Origin of the sequence: Erwinia psychrophila (genome assembly GCF_039023475.1) — a bacterium.
Taxonomy (GTDB): domain Bacteria; phylum Pseudomonadota; class Gammaproteobacteria; order Enterobacterales; family Enterobacteriaceae; genus Erwinia.
Window position 1 is genome coordinate 398969 of sequence record NZ_JBCHVB010000002.1, and the last position, 15320, is coordinate 414288.

Genomic DNA, 15320 nt, shown 5'->3' on the forward strand with positions numbered 1-15320 from the left:
ATTTGAGGTGACACTATGTGCGAACTGCTCGGGATGAGCGCCAATGTTCCAACGGACATCTGTTTCAGCTTTACCGGGCTGGTGCAGCGGGGCGGGGGGACCGGGCCGCATAAGGATGGCTGGGGCATCACCTTCTATGAAGGAAAAGGCTGCCGCACATTCAAAGATCCTCAGCCGAGCTTCAACTCCCCGATTGCCCGGCTGGTGCAGGACTATCCGATCAAATCCTGTTCGGTCGTTGCGCATATCCGCCAGGCTAACCGGGGCGAAGTTTGTCTGGAGAATACCCATCCTTTTACCCGTGAACTCTGGGGCCGCAACTGGACCTTTGCGCATAACGGGCAGTTAAAGGGATATCGTCAGCTGCACACCGGGCAGTTCCGTCCGGTCGGCGAGACGGACAGCGAATATGCTTTCTGCTGGCTGCTGCATAAGCTGGCCACGCGCTATCCGCGTACGCCGGGCAACTGGCCTGCGGTGTTTCGCTATATCGCTGAGCTGGCGGGGGAACTGCGTGGGAAAGGCGTGTTTAATATGCTGCTGTCGGATGGACGCTATCTGATGGCGTTCTGCTCAACCAATCTCTTCTGGATCACCCGGCGGGCGCCGTTCGGTAAGGCGACCCTGCTGGATCAGGATGTGGAGATCGACTTTCAGAAGCAGACCACGCCAGACGACGTGGTCACGGTTATCGCCACTCAGCCGCTGACGGGCAATGAGACCTGGCACAAAATAGAACCCGGCGACTGGGCGCTATTTTGCCTCGGTGAGCGCGAGCGCGGAGCCGGTTGAACCCAGCAGGGAACCCGGCTCGTTCAGCACATAGCGGCCAGCGGTGACGCTGACGGCGGGCGGCACGCGGCGCTGCACAAATTCGTTATAGCCCGGCTGTAGCTGTTTCCAGAAGCTGGCGTAGACCGAATTGCGGTGACGTTGCAGATTACTGTCGGTCATCCTGAATGGATAGATGCTTACCCCGACGCGCGACTGGCCGTTACGCAGCGCGGCTTCCACGTAATTGTAGATATCTTCGATATAGGTATCCGTCATGGCATAGCAGCCCACGGAGACGCAGCTACCGTGGATCATCAGGTATTTCCCCTCATAACCCTGCTGGCGATCGAATTCGTTCGGGAAGCCGACGTTAATTGCCCGGTAAAACCGGCTGTCCGGCTTCAGCTGGGAAAGCCCCACACTGTAAAACCCTTCAGGACTTTTAAAGTCGCCCTGGCGACGCTTCGGGCCTAATCCCCCGGAAAAATTACAGATCCGGTAGCTGTCGAGCAGGCGGTACTCATTGCCGATTTTGCCATAAAGCTCAAGCGTACGTTCTTCTTTAAATATCTGAATATACACAGGGGTGCCGAGTAACTGCTTCTTTAACTCTTTGCTTACCGGTGCCAGCGGGGTGACCGGGTAGGTGGGGACGCTGGCGAAGACGACGGCTGGCAGTAAAAACATCGCAAACAGCAGTGCGATTTTGCCCATTCTGGTTCCCTATAAAAAGCGGGGTGGATGCGGTGCCGGGGGAGGCGTTAACTGACAATATCGGAACATTCCGCTATCGGTGCGTCACATTAGCATTGTCTGTTTTTTTATCAAGTGAGCGGAGACGAAAATCCGTAAGAAAATCGGTAAAACCCTCTGCCGCTGCGCTTTGCCGCGCGATCGCCATATTGATATCGGCCAGGTTGCCTGTATACTTATCCAGTGCTGCCGGAGGGGGATATGCGTAAGATCATACATGTTGATATGGACTGCTTTTTCGCGGCGGTGGAAATGCGCGATAACCCGAGCCTGCGTAATATCCCCATCGCGATTGGCGGCAGCCACCTGAAACGAGGCGTTATCAGTACCGCCAACTACCCCGCGCGGAAATTTGGCGTGCACAGCGCCATGTCGACCGCGATGGCGCTAAAGCTTTGCCCGCATCTGAAAGTGATCCCCGGCCGCTTTGACGCTTATAAAGAGGCGAGCGCCCATATCCGCGAAATATTCTCCCGCTATACCTCCCTGATTGAGCCGCTCTCGCTGGATGAAGCCTATCTGGACGTTTCAGACAGCCCACACTGCCAGGGCTCGGCGACGCTGATTGCGCGGGAGATCCGCCAGACCATCGCCAGAGAGCTGAACCTCACCGCCTCGGCAGGCATCGCGCCGATTAAATTTGTCGCCAAAATCGCCTCAGACCTGAATAAACCGGACGGCCAGTACGTGATCACGCCGGCGGAACTTTCCTCTTTTCTGCTGACGCTGCCGCTGGCGAAGATCCCCGGCGTAGGGAAGGTGACGGCAAAGAAGCTGGAGGAGATGGGGCTGCAAACCTGTGGCGACGTGCAGAAAACCGATCTGGCTGCGCTCCTGAAGCGCTTCGGTAAGTTTGGTCGCGTGCTCTGGGAGCGCTGTAACGGCGTTGATGAGCGGGAGGTGATTACGGAGCGCCTGCGTAAATCCCTCGGCGTGGAGCGGACGCTCTCTGAGGATATTCACAGCTGGGAAGCCTGCCTGGAGATTATCGACTATCTCTATGAGGAGCTGGAGCGGCGCCTGATCAAAATCAAGCCTGACCGGCTGATTGCCCGGCAGGGCGTAAAGCTGAAGTTTGATGACTTTCAGCAGACGACGCAGGAGCACGTCTGGCCCGAACTGAACAAGGAAGACATGATCGCAGTGGCGAAAAAAACCTGGGACGAGCGCCGCGGCAGCCGGGGAGTCAGGCTGGTGGGCCTGCACGTCACGCTGCTGAATCCACAGCTGGAACGACAGCTGCTGCTGGGACTCTAAGCCTGAGCGGATGAACCCGCGGCTTATCTGGCTTTTCTCTGCCTGAAAGGGCGTTTTGATTGGGAGAGGGTGCGGTTACTACGGGTTGCTTGCCCGAAGCCGCCGCTGGGGGGCTCAGCGTCTTACTGCTTTGATAAGACGGGGATAATGGCCATCCGCAGCCGTTCAGGGCAGCGGATGGCCAGCCGGCAGATTACTTCGCCGGAATCGCCTTCAGCACGGCGGTCAGCAGCTGCCAGTAAAGGCCAACGCTTGCAATATGCACCTGCTCATCCGGTGAATGCGGGCCGGTGATGGTGGGACCGATCGAAACCATATCCATATCTGGGTAAGGCTTCTTGAACAGGCCACACTCCAGTCCGGCGTGGATCACCTGGATGTTCGGCGTTTTACCAAACAGTTTCTCGTAGGTTTCACCAACCAGCGCCATAACCGGTGAGGTCGCGTCCGGCTGCCAGCCAGGGTAGTCGCCTTTGGCCAGCGAACGGGCGCCCGCCAGATCGCTCAGCGCGGTCAGCATTTCAACCACGTACGCTTTGCCGCTGTCAATCAGCGAGCGGACCAGGCTGTTGATCACGGCTTCATCTTCTTTCAGCTTCACCACGCCGACGTTCAGCGAGGTTTCCACCACGCCTTTCATCACGTCGGAATTGCGGATAACGCCGTTCGGCGTGCTGTTGAGCAGCGCGATAAAGGCATCGCGGCTTTCTGCCGTCAGCGCCTGGCCGCCAGCCGCCACGTTCTCAATTACCACGTTAACGTTCTTCTCTTTCAGGCTCAGCTCGTTTTTCAGCGTTTCCAGATAGCCCAGCGCCAGGCTTTTCAGCTGGTCCAGCTTATCCGCCGGTACGGCCAGCGTGGCGATGGCTTCGCGCGGGATGGCGTTACGCAGCGTACCGCCGGTGAAATCCACCAGGCGCAGATCCAGCGCTTTCGCGTGAGCAAACAGGAAGCGCGCCAGCAGCTTGTTGGCGTTGCCCAGACCGACGTGGATATCGCAGCCTGAGTGTCCGCCTTTCAGGCCTTTCAGGATCAGCTGGATAGGCTCATAGCCTGCGGGAACCGCTTCGCGGCTGACCGGCAGCGTGGCGGTAAAGTCGATACCGCCCGCACAGCCCATATAGACCTCACCTTCTTCTTCAGAGTCGGTGTTGATCAGGATATCAGCCTGTAACCAGCCAGGCTGGAGGCCAAATGCGCCGACCATGCCGGTCTCTTCGGTCATCGTCAGCAGCACTTCCAGCGGGCCGTGTTCGACGCGGCTGTCAGCCAGCACGGCCAGCGCCGAAGAGAGGCCGATGCCGTTATCGGCGCCCAGCGTGGTGCCGCGCGCTTTCACCCACTCGCCGTCAACCCAGGGCTGGATCGGATCTTTAGTGAAATCGTGTACCGTATCGTTGTTTTTCTGCGGCACCATATCCAGGTGCGCCTGCAGCGCGACCGGCTTCAGGTTTTCCAGGCCAGGCGTGGCCGGTTTGCGGATCAGAATATTGCCCACTTCATCGCGGTCGGTCCAGAAACCCTGCTCCTTCGCCCAGGACAGAATATACTGTGCCAGTTCTTCTTCATGATATGAGGGATGAGGAATAGAGCAGACTTTGGCAAAAATATCCCACAATGGCTGTGGTGACAGTTGAGATAATTCAGACACGATAAATCTCCTGTGTCATCACCATCAGCCGGCGGAGCCACCGATGGCGAGCATGATTAGCGGTTGCATAACTCCCGTCAGGGGATCTGACGTGATGGGCAAAGAATATCATTCTTCCGCGGCGGATGCTTACTCCGCCTCAGCAAAAAAGCGGCCGTGGGCCGATCGGTGCTGGTTTTTAGCGCCTCAGATCTCTATAATTCCGCGCAACCTCTCCCATAGTACATTTTTAAGCCAACACCATTGGTCGGGACACCTTTATGAGCGAAAAATACGTCGTCACCTGGGACATGCTACAGATTCATGCCCGTAAACTGGCTCAACGCCTGCTTCCTGTTGAGCAGTGGCAAGGCATTATCGCGGTCAGCCGCGGTGGTCTGGTTCCTGCTTCCCTGCTGGCCCGCGAGCTTGGCATCCGTCATGTGGATACCGTCTGCATCTCCAGCTATGACCACGACAATCAGCGCGAGATGAAAATCCTCAAGCGCGCAGAAGGCGACGGTGAAGGCTTTATCGTCATTGACGACCTGGTGGATACCGGCGGCACCGCGCAGGCGATCCGCGAGATGTATCCGAAGGCGCACTTCGTCACCATTTTTGCCAAACCGGCTGGACGCCCGCTGGTGGACGATTATGTGGTGGATATTCCGCAAAATACCTGGATCGAACAGCCGTGGGATATGGGCGTGGTTTATATTCCGCCTATCGTTAAAAGCTGATTGACCCTGGTCAAAGCAACGCCCGGTTCTGCCGGGCGTTGTCGTTTTTACGGTTAGCGCCACCGCCGGGGCTAAGGTAGACTAGCCTGACGCCCTGTACGCTGGAGGAGTGTCGCGCAATGTCACCGAAAAACCTGAGCGAAGAGCTGTTTAAACCTCGCTTCAAGCACCCTGAAACCTCATCGTTAATCCGTCGTCTTCATCACCATAAGCCCCTGCCGGTGCATTCTGCGCTGGAAGGCGAGAGCCACGCGGGCTGGTATCGCATGATTAACCGCGTTCTCTGGACGTGGCGGGGGCTGTCGCCGGTGGAAATCAGCGAAGTTCTGGCGCGCATCGCGGTCAGCCAGGTCGAACACACCGATGAGCGCCTGCTGGATACGGTGATTGGCTATCGCGGCGGCAACTGGATTTATGAGTGGTCAAAGCAGGCGGCGCTCTGGCAGCAGAAGGCGAGCGAGGCCACAGACGATGAAGCGGCAGGCCAGTGCTGGCTGCATGCGGCGAACCTGTACGGCGTGGCGGGCTATCCCCACCTGAAAGGGGATGAGCTGGCGGAGCAGGCGCAGCTGCTGGCCAACCGCGCCTATGAAGAGGCCACCTCACGCCTGACGGGAGAACTGCGGGAAATTGAGTTTGCCATTCCGGGCGGCAGCCCGATTTTCGGCTTCCTGCATATGCCCGCCCAGGTCAGCGCGCCTTATCCGACGGTACTGATTTGCGGCAGTCTGGATACGCTACAGACCGATCACTATCGCCTGTTCCATGACTATCTTGCGCCGCGCGGCATTGCGATGCTGACCATCGATATGCCTTCCGTTGGCTTCTCCTCTAAGTGGAAGCTGACGCAGGAGACAAGCTTTTTACATCAGCAGGTGCTTAAGCAGCTGGAACATGTGCCCTGGGTTGATCATACGCGGGTCGGCGCTTTTGGTTTTCGCTTCGGCGCAAACGTGGCCGTCAGGCTGGCCTATCTTGAGTCGCACCGGCTGCGCGCCGTAGCCTGCCTTGGGCCGGTGGTGCACAATCTCCTGTGTGAAGAGAAAATCCAGGACCGCATCCCTGAAATGTATATGGACGTCCTCGCCAGCCGCCTCGGCATGGCCTCCGCCTCGGATATGTCGCTGCGAACCGAGCTGAGCCGTTATTCCCTGAAAACGCAGGGCCTGCTGGGGCGCCGCACGCCGACGCCGCTGCTCTCTGCCTGCTGGCCTGGCGATATCTTCAGTCCGGAAGAGGAGTCGAAGCTGATTGTGAACTCTTCCGCCGACGGAAAGCTGATGCCGATCGCACTCTCACCCGCAATGCGCAACTTCGATAAAGCATTACGTGATATTGTCGACTGGTTAGCGAAGCGGTTAACGTGATGAGTTGCTAAACTGCATACACGCATCGTTATAACCTGACTTGTTTATTAATGGAGATAAAACAATGGCGTTACCGAGTGGGCATCCTAAAAGCCGCTTAATGAAGCGATTTGGTACTCTTGGCCCCTATATTCGCGAAGCGAAATGTCAAGATGAACGCTTCTTCTTCGACTGCCTGGCCGTCTGCGTCAACGTAAAGCCCGCTCCTGAAAGCCGTGAGTTTTGGGGTTGGTGGATGGAGCTTGAAGCACAGAGCGATCACTTCACTTACGAATACCATTTCGGCCTGTTCGACAAGGAAGGTCACTGGAAGCCGACGACCGTCAAAGGCAAAGAGAATAACGAGCGGCTGGAAGAGACGTTGCGTAATTTTCACGTCCGGCTGAAAGCGCTGCTGGCGGAGATGGAGCTGGATCTCAAACCGGCTGCCGATTTTGCCGATGAGCCGGTTAAACTGACTGCCTGACAGGACGTAGTCTTGAGGTTGTTCACAACGTGCTGGCTCAGGGAAAAGGGCCTGCTCGTAAAGACGCAAAAAGCATCCTCCCTGATAGGCCGTCCCGCGCCGTTCATGGCTCGGGACGCTTTACTCCCAGTCCCTGTTCCCTTCGCTTTACATTAGTCTGCGGTTTGAAGGCTGGCGACTGCCAGCCTTTTTTAAGGATGATAACGAGACCTGGTCAAACGTCTCTGTGGCGGGAGATGGGGATTATCAGAACTGGTAGGTCATACCAAGCGCAACGATATCGTCATTGTTCAGGGCAAGTTTGTTATCGTCATTCAGCAGGTTGATTTTGTAATCAACGAAGGCTGACATATTTTTATTGAAGTAGTAGGTCGCGCCCACGTCCGCAAATTTCACGATATCCGCATCGCCAACGCCGTTTTCAATATCCTTCGCCTTAGTCTGGACGTAGGCCAGTGAAGGGCGGAAGCCATTCTCAAACTGATACTGTGCCACCAGCTCAATATTTTGCAGGCGATTCGCGTAGCCGCTGACCCGCACGTCCGTTCCCGCAACCTGCGCCGTGCCGCTGATTGGCGACATATTGCGCGTTTCAGCATAGGTGGCCGCGAGGTAGACGCCGTTACTGTCATACTTCAGGCCCGTTGCCCAGGCTTCCGCTTTATCCCCGGTACCATAAACGCTGGCACGCTGATCGATCGTGCGGTTAGAGGAAGAGATTGCGCCGTTCAGCGTCAGACCTTCCAGCAAGGTGTAGCCCAGTGAGGCGGCCATGCCGTCACCGTTAGAGCTGCTGTCCGCGCGGTCATCGTTCTCGTTTTTACCCTGATACTGCAACGCGAACTTCAGCCCATCCACCAGACCAAAGAAGTCAGAGTTGCGGTAAGTGGCCACGCCATTGGTGCGCGAGAGCATATAGTTATCGGCCTTGGTGTAACCGGTACCACCAAATTCCGGCATCATATCGGTAAAGGCTTCCACGTCATAAATCAGGCCGTAGTTACGTCCGTAATCGATGGAGCCGTAATCACCGAACTTAAGACCGGCAAAACCCAGACGGGTTTTCGCGCCTGTTGAGCCCTGGCTCTCAGCGTTGCTGACCGGCAGATGATATTCCCACTGACCGTAGCCGGTCATCAGTTCGTTAATCTGCGTCTGGCCTTTGAAACCAATACGCACATAAGATTTGTCGCCGTCATTGCTGTCGGCGTCGCTGAGGTAGTGCATGGCTTTAACTTTGCCGTAAAAATCCAGCTTGTTGCCATCTTTATTATAAACTTCTGCGGCCTGAGCGGTGGCTGAAAGAGCCAGAGCTGCGGTGAATAGTGCCAGTGCGCTTTTCTTCATTTTGCAATTAATCCCAAAAGAGTCATGTTCCGTGGACTTAAGAATCTTCTTAAGGCAGGAACGTTTTACCCTGAAAGGATGAAGGATTTATTTCAGCAAGATGCATTTCATATGAAGGGGTAACGTCCACCGGGGCCGGATGTCCGGCTTTTTCACCCGCGCCTGTTGGCTTACAGCACCACACCTGCTAAAAAGTCCTATTCGATACTTTTTACGTAACGGCAGGAAATGATGAGCAGTAGCCAGACCCTGGTAGTGAAACTGGGGACCAGCGTATTAACCGGCGGATCGCGCCGGCTGAACCGGGCACATATCGTTGAGCTGGTGCGGCAGTGCGCGCAACAGCACGCCGCGGGCCACCGGATTGTTATCGTGACCTCTGGCGCGATGGCCGCCGGGCGGGAGCACCTTGGCCACCCGGAGCTGCCGCCGACCATCGCCTCAAAGCAGCTGCTGGCTGCGGTGGGACAGAGCCGGTTAATACAGCTCTGGGAGCAGCTGTTCTCCATTTACGGCATCCACATCGGCCAGATGCTGCTGACCCGCGCGGATCTGGAAGATCGCGAACGCTTTCTGAATGCCCGCGACACGCTGCGGGCGCTGCTGGATAATCATATCGTGCCGGTTATTAATGAGAATGATGCGGTGGCGACGGCGGAGATCAAAGTTGGCGATAATGACAACCTTTCGGCGCTGGCGGCGATGCTGGCCGGTGCGGATAAGCTACTGCTGCTGACCGATCAGCCGGGGCTGTTTACCGCCGATCCGCGTAACGATCCGACGGCGGAACTGATCCGTGACGTGCACGGCATTGATGATGCCCTGCGCGCCCTGGCGGGCGACAGCGTTTCCGGGCTCGGTACGGGCGGCATGGCGACTAAACTCCAGGCTGCCGATGTAGCCTGCCGGGCGGGCATTGATACCATCATTGCGGCTGGCAGCCGTCCTGACGTGATCGGCGATGTGATTGCCAGCAAGCCCGTCGGCACCCGTTTTCACGCGCTGGAAACGCCGCTGGAGAACCGTAAGCGCTGGATCTTCGGCGCACCGCCAGCGGGTGAGGTGACCATCGATGACGGTGCGCTGTCGGCCATTCTGGAACGCGGCAGTTCGCTGCTGCCTAAAGGCATTCGCGGCATCACCGGCAACTTTTCCCGGGGCGAAGTGATCCGCATTCGTAACCTGCAGGGGCGCGATGTCGCCCATGGCGTCTGCCGCTATAACAGCGATGCCATGCGGATGATTGCCGGGCATCACTCGCAGCAAATCAGCGAAATTTTAGGGTATGAATATGGCCCGGTGGCGATCCACCGGGACGATATGATCGTCAGCTAAGGAGCGGACATGCTTGAAGAAATGGGTAAAGCCGCCAGGGCCGCGTCTTACCAGCTGTCGGTGCTCTCCACCGCGCAAAAAAACCAGGTTCTGATGACGCTGGCCGACCGGCTGGAGGCGCAGAGCGCTGAGATCCTGGCCGCTAATGAGCTTGATCTGGCCGACGCGCGCGGGAATGGCATGGGCGAAGCGCTGCTCGACCGCCTGATGCTCAATCCGCAGCGCCTGAAAGATATCGCCGATGATGTGCGGCAGGTCTGCCGGCTGGCCGATCCCGTCGGCGAAGTGATGGATGGCGGCAGGCTCGACAGCGGACTGCGCATTGAGCGCCGCCGCGTGCCGCTTGGCGTGGTTGGCGTCATTTATGAAGCCCGTCCCAACGTGACGCTGGACGTCGCCTCCCTCTGCCTGAAAACCGGCAATGCAGCGATCCTGCGCGGCGGTAAAGAGACTTACCGGACCAACGGCGCCACCGTTCGCGTGATCCAGGATGCGCTGAAGGAGCATGGTCTTCCGGCGGCAGCGGTGCAGGCTATTGAAAGCCCGGATCGTGAGCTGGTCAATCAGCTGCTGAAGCTCGATCGTTATGTGGATATGTTGATCCCTCGCGGTGGTGCTGGACTGCACAAGCTGTGCCGCGAGCAGTCAACGATCCCGGTGATCACCGGCGGCATTGGCGTTTGTCATATCTTTGTTGACCGCGATATCGAACCTGAAGCGGCGTTGAAGGTGATCGTCAATGCCAAAAAGCAGCGGCCGAGCGCCTGTAATTCGGTGGAGACCTTGCTGATACATAGCGATATTGCCGCGAGTTTCCTGCCTCAGCTGAGCCAGCGTATGAGCGAGGAGGGGATTGCGCTGCACGCTGATGCCCGTTCGCTGCCGCTGCTGCAACAGGGGCCGGCGGAGGTGACAGCGGTGACCGGGGCGCAGCTTCGCGATGAGTGGCTCTCGCTGGATCTCAACGTCAAGCTGGTGGACGATCTGGATGAAGGTATCGCTCATATCCGGGAATATGGCACCCAGCACTCGGATGCCATCCTGACGCGCAGTATTCATAACTCGAACCGCTTCGTCAGCGAAGTGGACTCTTCAGCGGTCTATGTCAACGCCAGCACCCGCTTTACCGACGGCGGCCAGTTTGGCCTTGGCGCCGAGGTAGCGGTGAGCACGCAGAAGCTCCACGCGCGTGGCCCGATGGGGCTGGAGGCCCTGACCACCTATAAATGGGTGGCATTTGGTGACGATACGGTACGTACATAGGCGATAAAAATGATAAAAGCCCGGTAACGGGCTTTTTTTTCGGCTGGAAGCCAACGGCGTCAGGTGAGATTTTTCAAAGATGGAAGGGGATCCGGGCCTGTTATAAAAAAATCCGTAATCCTTCAGGATTACGGATTTTTACTGAGCGGCTGACGCTGTCAGCCATTCATGTCAGGGCAGGCTTGCCGGCCTGGGGCCAGAGCCTGCTCTGTTGTACCCGAATAACGGGAAGTCAGTGACTGCCCTCAGGCAGAGCATAGACCACGACCTGGTCGCCGACCTGATCTTTCAGGATGGTGTTACCCCCCGCCACGAAAGCGACGTACTGGCGTCCTTTATATTCGTAAACGGAAGGGTTCGCTACTGCCGGCGCTTCCACCTGATCGGACCACAGCTCTTTACCGGTATCCAGTGAGTAAGCGCGGACTTTGGCATCCATAGAGGCACCAATAAAGATAACGCCTCCCGCAGTGACCGCCGGGCCGCCTATTGTCGGTGAACCCCAGCTTTCCGGCATAAAGAAGCCGTACTGCTGGGACGCGCCGACGGGACGACGCCACTTCACGTCACCGGTATGCATATCCAGCGCCACCAGTTCACCAAACGGCGGCTGCCAGCACGGCATGCCAAGCCAGTTACGCGCTACTTTCAGACGCATACCGTAAGGCGAGCCTTCCTGCGCGGAGAAGCCGCTCTCGTTGCCGGAGCCGGTATTCGCTTTTTTATAATCTTCCCGATTATAAAGCTTCACGTACTGCACGATATGCGACGTATTAACAATCGCAGTCTGACTTTCCGGATCGAATGCCACGCCGCCCCATTGTACGCCACCGGAGCTATCCGGATAGGTCAGCGCGCCTTCACCTTTGGTGGTCGGCGGCGTGTACATACCGTCGTAGCTCAGCTTATCCCACAGGCGCGAACACTGTCCGGCACCCACGATATCCGCCAGTTTCCATACTTCGGGTTTTTTCGACTGATCCAGCAGCGGAGCGGGTTTGGTTGGAAACGGCTGGGTTGGCGCAAGTTTTTCGCCCTGCACTGAACCGTCGCCCTGCGGCACCGGACGCTCTTCGATTGGCCAGACATCTTCACCCGTCAGGCGATTAACCACGAACAGGAAGCCCTGTTTAGTGGCCTGAATCAGCGCCGGGATCTCTTTACCTTTAACCGTAATATCCATCAGCGTCGGCGCGGAGTTAATGTCGTAATCCCAGACGTCGTGGTGTACCCACTGGCGCGACCAGACGACTTTGCCGGTGTTAACGTCCAGCGCCGTGGTTGAGGTGCCGTACGGGATCTTATCAACGCGGTTACCGCCCCAGTAGTTAGGCGAAGGCGATGACACCGGCAGATAGATCAAACCATTTTCGATATCGGCGGACATCTGCGTCCAGACGTTAGCCGTCCCGGTACGCTGACGGATGTCAGCAGGGATGGCTTCAAAGCTCCATTCGCGCTTACCCGTCTCGGCGTTGATGGAGAAGACGGTGCCCGGAGGAGCTTCTGCATAGGCCCAGTCTTTACCCGCCCAGCCGAAGATAAGATGGTTGTTAACGATGGTCGGCGGCTGCAGCAGCGACAGCGGGAATTTAGCGTTCACGGTATTCCACTGATCAACATTCAGCACGCCGCCATCGGCGAAGTTCTCACACGGCTTGCCGGAATCAGCATCCAGGGCGTAGAGTTTGGCGTCAACCGTACCCATGTAAACGATCTTCTGACACGCCTTGCCGGGAACCGGATTTTTAGCCTGCCAGTAGGCAACACCGCGATTTTTTAACACGGGCTGCGTCAGCGCTTTACGCGGCGCTTTGGTATCAAAACTCCACTTCTCTTTACCTGTGCCTGGATCAAGGGCGATCAGCCGGTAGAAGGGCGTGCCGATGTAAATAGTGTCATTGGCAAAGACCGGCGTAGCTGACCAGACGGTGGCGGGGGTGTCACCTTTTCCATCCGCAACGTCGCCGGTATGGAACTCCCAGACTTTCTCCAGCTGCCCGACGTTATCGGCGGTGATCTGTTTGAGCGGGCTGTATTTTTGCGCATTCAACTGGCCGTGGAAACTGTCCCAGGTCGCCGTTGCAGGCACCAGCGGCGTCGCCGTATTCGTGGCAGATTCCACCTTCTGGCTTGACGTACTGCCGTCGGAAGACGCCTCTTCCGTGGTTTTTGTTGTGCCAGGCGTCTGCTGGTCAGCGGCATCAACGTCGAGTTCTGTCTGAGTGCCTTGTGAAGCCTGCGCAGCATTTTCCTGTGCCAGCAGCGTCATCGGGGTCGTCACTAAGGACAGCGCCATCAGACTGCCGGTCATCAGCTTGTTACGTTTATCGTTATGCACGGTATGCTCCTCAGGCTCTGGCGGGGTTATTTTGACTGGCTTTGCGACCGGGCATCGCAATCAGCCCAACAAGGCCGATAGCCATAGCCGCCGTAATCACACTCTGATGAAGCAGCAGTGCGGCAAAACCAATCCCGACCAGCATCAGCAGGATGATAATTGCCCAGAAAATACGGGAGCCGCGGCCTGAGCAGGCGCGGAGAATGAAGGCCAGTACAGCCAACACGATATTAGCAATAGCAACGCCCAGCGCGCCTATTGTGCCGGTAACGCCGGTCAGCGGTGTTGACCAGGCATATATAGCCAGCGCGAAGCCAGCTACCGCCGCCAGAAGCAGCAGTATGAAGCCCCAGCGTGACGATCGAGAGTGGACCATAGTAAGAATATCCCCTGTTATAAGTAACTACTTCAATTTGCCGTAATTTACTGATTTATAGCTCTCGTCTGAAATCCGCTCAAAATGTGGCAAAACACGAAGGTGGCGCAGCGCAGACGATAGCTGAAGCTTTCAACCAGGCGCCGTAAGTATAGAAGAGGATCAATAGCTTGCAACGTCACAGGTATAAAGACGATATAGTTGACTGCTCTTAAAGAAGTTTTAATTAATAACCTATAGAAATAGAGCGTAAGTGATCGATCAATTGATATTAAGGTAGGCACGGCGGGCAGCGGTCTGTAAGCCGTGTCATTTAGCTAATAACATGTCTGACAGCAATATCCTGCCCGGAGAGGAATAAAGCAGCGTAAAGCTTTCTGATTAAGATTAATAAATATAAGATTGATGGCCGCAGATAATGAAGCCGTTATATTAGTATCAGCCAGCGGCGAGCAGCACAATGCGGCTCACGGAACGGTGCTTTTTATCTTCCTGACAAAAGGAAAGGCCCATGGTTACACTTTCGCAAATCTTACCTTTCGCCGCCATTGCGCTCGGACTGGTGCTCACGCCCGGTCCCAACATGATCTATCTTATCTCCCGCTCTATTTGCCAGGGACGCCGCGCGGGCTATATCTCGCTGCTGGGCGTGGCGCTGGGCTTTATGTTCTATATGCTGTGTGCGGCGGCGGGCATTACCGCGTTGGTTATGGCCATCCCGCTGGCGTATGACGCATTGCGCATCGCCGGCGCGCTCTATCTGCTTTATATGGCCTGGCAGGCGCTGTCTGGCGGCAAATCGCCGTTTCAGATACGGGACCTGCCGCCCGACAGTCCCCGTAAACTCTTTACAATGGGGCTGCTGACGAATCTGCTGAATCCTAAAGCGGCGGTACTTTACCTGACCCTGCTGCCGCAATTTATCCGGCCGGAGCAGGGGCATGTGCTGGCGCAGTCCCTGTCGCTGGGCTTCACCCAGATTATGATCAGCATGCTGGTCAACGGCGCAATCGTCTTCACTGCCGGCAGCATTGCAACTTTCCTGGCGCAGCGCCCCACATGGCAAAAATTGCAGCGCTGGATAATGGGCACCGTGCTGGCCGGGCTGGCTGTACGCATGGCGATGGAAGGCAGGAAGTAAGTTCGGGGTATTGGTACGGTGAACTAAGTATCAAACGTCCCGGCGGGGAATGTTAGTGATACAGCCCGTAACGATAGATACGCTGTGGACTCAGGCACGGTATGTCCATCGGTACGGGAGTGCAGCCGGAAGGTACCATTGCTACAGTTCGGGTTGGCGCAAAACAGAGGCGTAATTTGGCTTAACTGCTGCAAAAAACGGCAGTCAGGTCCACGCCTCTTGACTCATCCGCCGCTTTTTTTTAACGTATCGCCCCGTAGTTCCCCATCCCAGGCCGATATAGCTCAGTTGGTAGAGCAGCGCATTCGTAATGCGAAGGTCGTAGGTTCGACTCCTATTATCGGCACCATCACAACAAAATACATTAAAAACTATGAGTTATAGAGTATCTCGTTCTTAAGTCACGATATTTTTTTAAGGGATTCTATGACCAACAGTTGCCGCTATGGTTAACAGCGGCTATTCAGGGATACTAGCACGTAGCAGCCTGTAGTTGTAAAGCTCGAACAGGTACAAAGCGTGAACAGTCT

The 15320-nt window shown here is 56.6% G+C and carries 13 protein-coding genes and 1 tRNA gene; 9 read left to right on the forward strand and 5 right to left on the reverse strand.

Features of this window, described 5'->3' with window-relative positions; genetic code table 11:
- The first annotated feature begins 15 nt into the window (after positions 1-15).
- Positions 16-792: a class II glutamine amidotransferase gene (locus AAH446_RS07830; RefSeq protein WP_342906152.1), complete on the forward strand. Its 777-nt coding sequence runs from the start codon at positions 16-18 to the stop codon at positions 790-792.
- Here the strand turns inward: AAH446_RS07830 and dpaA are convergent.
- Positions 754-1488, reverse strand: a complete 735-nt coding sequence (dpaA, locus tag AAH446_RS07835) for a peptidoglycan meso-diaminopimelic acid protein amidase (protein ID WP_342906153.1) — start codon at positions 1486-1488, stop codon at positions 754-756. The two genes, AAH446_RS07830 and dpaA, sit on opposite strands and share 39 nt — an antisense overlap.
- Before the next feature lie 240 nt (positions 1489-1728).
- Here dpaA and dinB point away from each other — a divergent pair, with 240 nt between their 5' ends.
- On the forward strand, positions 1729-2784 hold the full coding sequence (dinB, locus tag AAH446_RS07840) for a DNA polymerase IV (RefSeq protein ID WP_342906154.1): 1056 nt from the start codon (positions 1729-1731) through the stop codon (positions 2782-2784).
- A gap of 193 nt (positions 2785-2977) precedes the next feature.
- Here the strand turns inward: dinB and pepD are convergent, their stop codons facing one another.
- Positions 2978-4435 (reverse strand): beta-Ala-His dipeptidase, encoded by a 1458-nt coding sequence (pepD, locus tag AAH446_RS07845; protein WP_342906155.1) that lies wholly within the window; start codon positions 4433-4435, stop codon positions 2978-2980.
- A 260-nt stretch (positions 4436-4695) separates the two neighbouring features.
- Between pepD and gpt the strand changes: the two genes are divergently transcribed.
- The 3 genes from gpt (at position 4696) to crl (ending at position 6987) form a co-directional block, all read left to right on the forward strand.
- A complete protein-coding gene (gene gpt / locus AAH446_RS07850; RefSeq protein WP_342906156.1) occupies positions 4696-5154 on the forward strand; it encodes a xanthine phosphoribosyltransferase in 459 nt (152 codons plus the stop codon).
- A gap of 119 nt (positions 5155-5273) precedes the next feature.
- Positions 5274-6521, forward strand: a complete 1248-nt coding sequence (gene frsA / locus AAH446_RS07855) for an esterase FrsA (RefSeq protein WP_342906157.1) — start codon at positions 5274-5276, stop codon at positions 6519-6521.
- Between the two features lie 64 nt (positions 6522-6585).
- Complete coding sequence (gene crl / locus AAH446_RS07860; protein ID WP_342906158.1) at positions 6586-6987, forward strand: sigma factor-binding protein Crl; 402 nt, start codon at positions 6586-6588, stop codon at positions 6985-6987.
- 246 nt (positions 6988-7233) lie between these two features.
- Here crl and AAH446_RS07865 read toward each other — a convergent pair whose 3' ends face one another.
- The gene (locus AAH446_RS07865; protein WP_342906159.1) at positions 7234-8334 is read right to left on the reverse strand and encodes a porin; all 1101 of its coding nucleotides are present in this window, start codon (positions 8332-8334) and stop codon (positions 7234-7236) included.
- A 231-nt stretch (positions 8335-8565) separates the two neighbouring features.
- Between AAH446_RS07865 and proB the strand changes: the two genes are divergently transcribed.
- Complete coding sequence (gene proB, locus AAH446_RS07870; RefSeq protein ID WP_342906374.1) at positions 8566-9669, forward strand: glutamate 5-kinase; 1104 nt, start codon at positions 8566-8568, stop codon at positions 9667-9669.
- A gap of 9 nt (positions 9670-9678) precedes the next feature.
- Complete coding sequence (gene proA, locus AAH446_RS07875; protein ID WP_342906160.1) at positions 9679-10932, forward strand: glutamate-5-semialdehyde dehydrogenase; 1254 nt, start codon at positions 9679-9681, stop codon at positions 10930-10932.
- A gap of 232 nt (positions 10933-11164) precedes the next feature.
- Here proA and AAH446_RS07880 read toward each other — a convergent pair whose 3' ends face one another.
- Both AAH446_RS07880 and AAH446_RS07885 read right to left on the reverse strand, forming a co-directional pair.
- Complete coding sequence (locus tag AAH446_RS07880; protein WP_463322792.1) at positions 11165-13246, reverse strand: pyrroloquinoline quinone-dependent dehydrogenase; 2082 nt, start codon at positions 13244-13246, stop codon at positions 11165-11167.
- A gap of 37 nt (positions 13247-13283) precedes the next feature.
- A complete protein-coding gene (locus tag AAH446_RS07885; protein ID WP_342906162.1) occupies positions 13284-13649 on the reverse strand; it encodes a hypothetical protein in 366 nt (121 codons plus the stop codon).
- Positions 13650-14160: 511 nt separating this feature from the next.
- Here AAH446_RS07885 and AAH446_RS07890 point away from each other — a divergent pair.
- Both AAH446_RS07890 and AAH446_RS07895 read left to right on the forward strand, forming a co-directional pair.
- Positions 14161-14790: a LysE family translocator gene (locus AAH446_RS07890; protein ID WP_342906163.1), complete on the forward strand. Its 630-nt coding sequence runs from the start codon at positions 14161-14163 to the stop codon at positions 14788-14790.
- A 273-nt stretch (positions 14791-15063) separates the two neighbouring features.
- Positions 15064-15139 (forward strand) — tRNA-Thr (locus AAH446_RS07895).
- Positions 15140-15320: the final 181 nt, after the last annotated feature.

What these genes read in the sequence shown, in the direction of transcription:
- crl (WP_342906158.1), top strand. Translation starts at nt 6,586, where the DNA reads ATGGCGTTACCGAGTGGGCATCCTAAAAGCCGCTTAATGAAGCGATTT.
- AAH446_RS07865 (WP_342906159.1), bottom strand. Translation starts at nt 8,334, where the DNA reads ATGAAGAAAAGCGCACTGGCACTATTCACCGCAGCTCTGGCTCTTTCA.
- dpaA (WP_342906153.1), bottom strand. Translation starts at nt 1,488, where the DNA reads ATGGGCAAAATCGCACTGCTGTTTGCGATGTTTTTACTGCCAGCCGTC.
- gpt (WP_342906156.1), top strand. Translation starts at nt 4,696, where the DNA reads ATGAGCGAAAAATACGTCGTCACCTGGGACATGCTACAGATTCATGCC.
- AAH446_RS07830 (WP_342906152.1), top strand. Translation starts at nt 16, where the DNA reads ATGTGCGAACTGCTCGGGATGAGCGCCAATGTTCCAACGGACATCTGT.
- AAH446_RS07880 (WP_463322792.1), bottom strand. Translation starts at nt 13,246, where the DNA reads ATGACCGGCAGTCTGATGGCGCTGTCCTTAGTGACGACCCCGATGACG.
- proA (WP_342906160.1), top strand. Translation starts at nt 9,679, where the DNA reads ATGCTTGAAGAAATGGGTAAAGCCGCCAGGGCCGCGTCTTACCAGCTG.
- dinB (WP_342906154.1), top strand. Translation starts at nt 1,729, where the DNA reads ATGCGTAAGATCATACATGTTGATATGGACTGCTTTTTCGCGGCGGTG.
- AAH446_RS07890 (WP_342906163.1), top strand. Translation starts at nt 14,161, where the DNA reads ATGGTTACACTTTCGCAAATCTTACCTTTCGCCGCCATTGCGCTCGGA.
- proB (WP_342906374.1), top strand. Translation starts at nt 8,566, where the DNA reads ATGAGCAGTAGCCAGACCCTGGTAGTGAAACTGGGGACCAGCGTATTA.
- frsA (WP_342906157.1), top strand. Translation starts at nt 5,274, where the DNA reads ATGTCACCGAAAAACCTGAGCGAAGAGCTGTTTAAACCTCGCTTCAAG.
- AAH446_RS07885 (WP_342906162.1), bottom strand. Translation starts at nt 13,649, where the DNA reads ATGGTCCACTCTCGATCGTCACGCTGGGGCTTCATACTGCTGCTTCTG.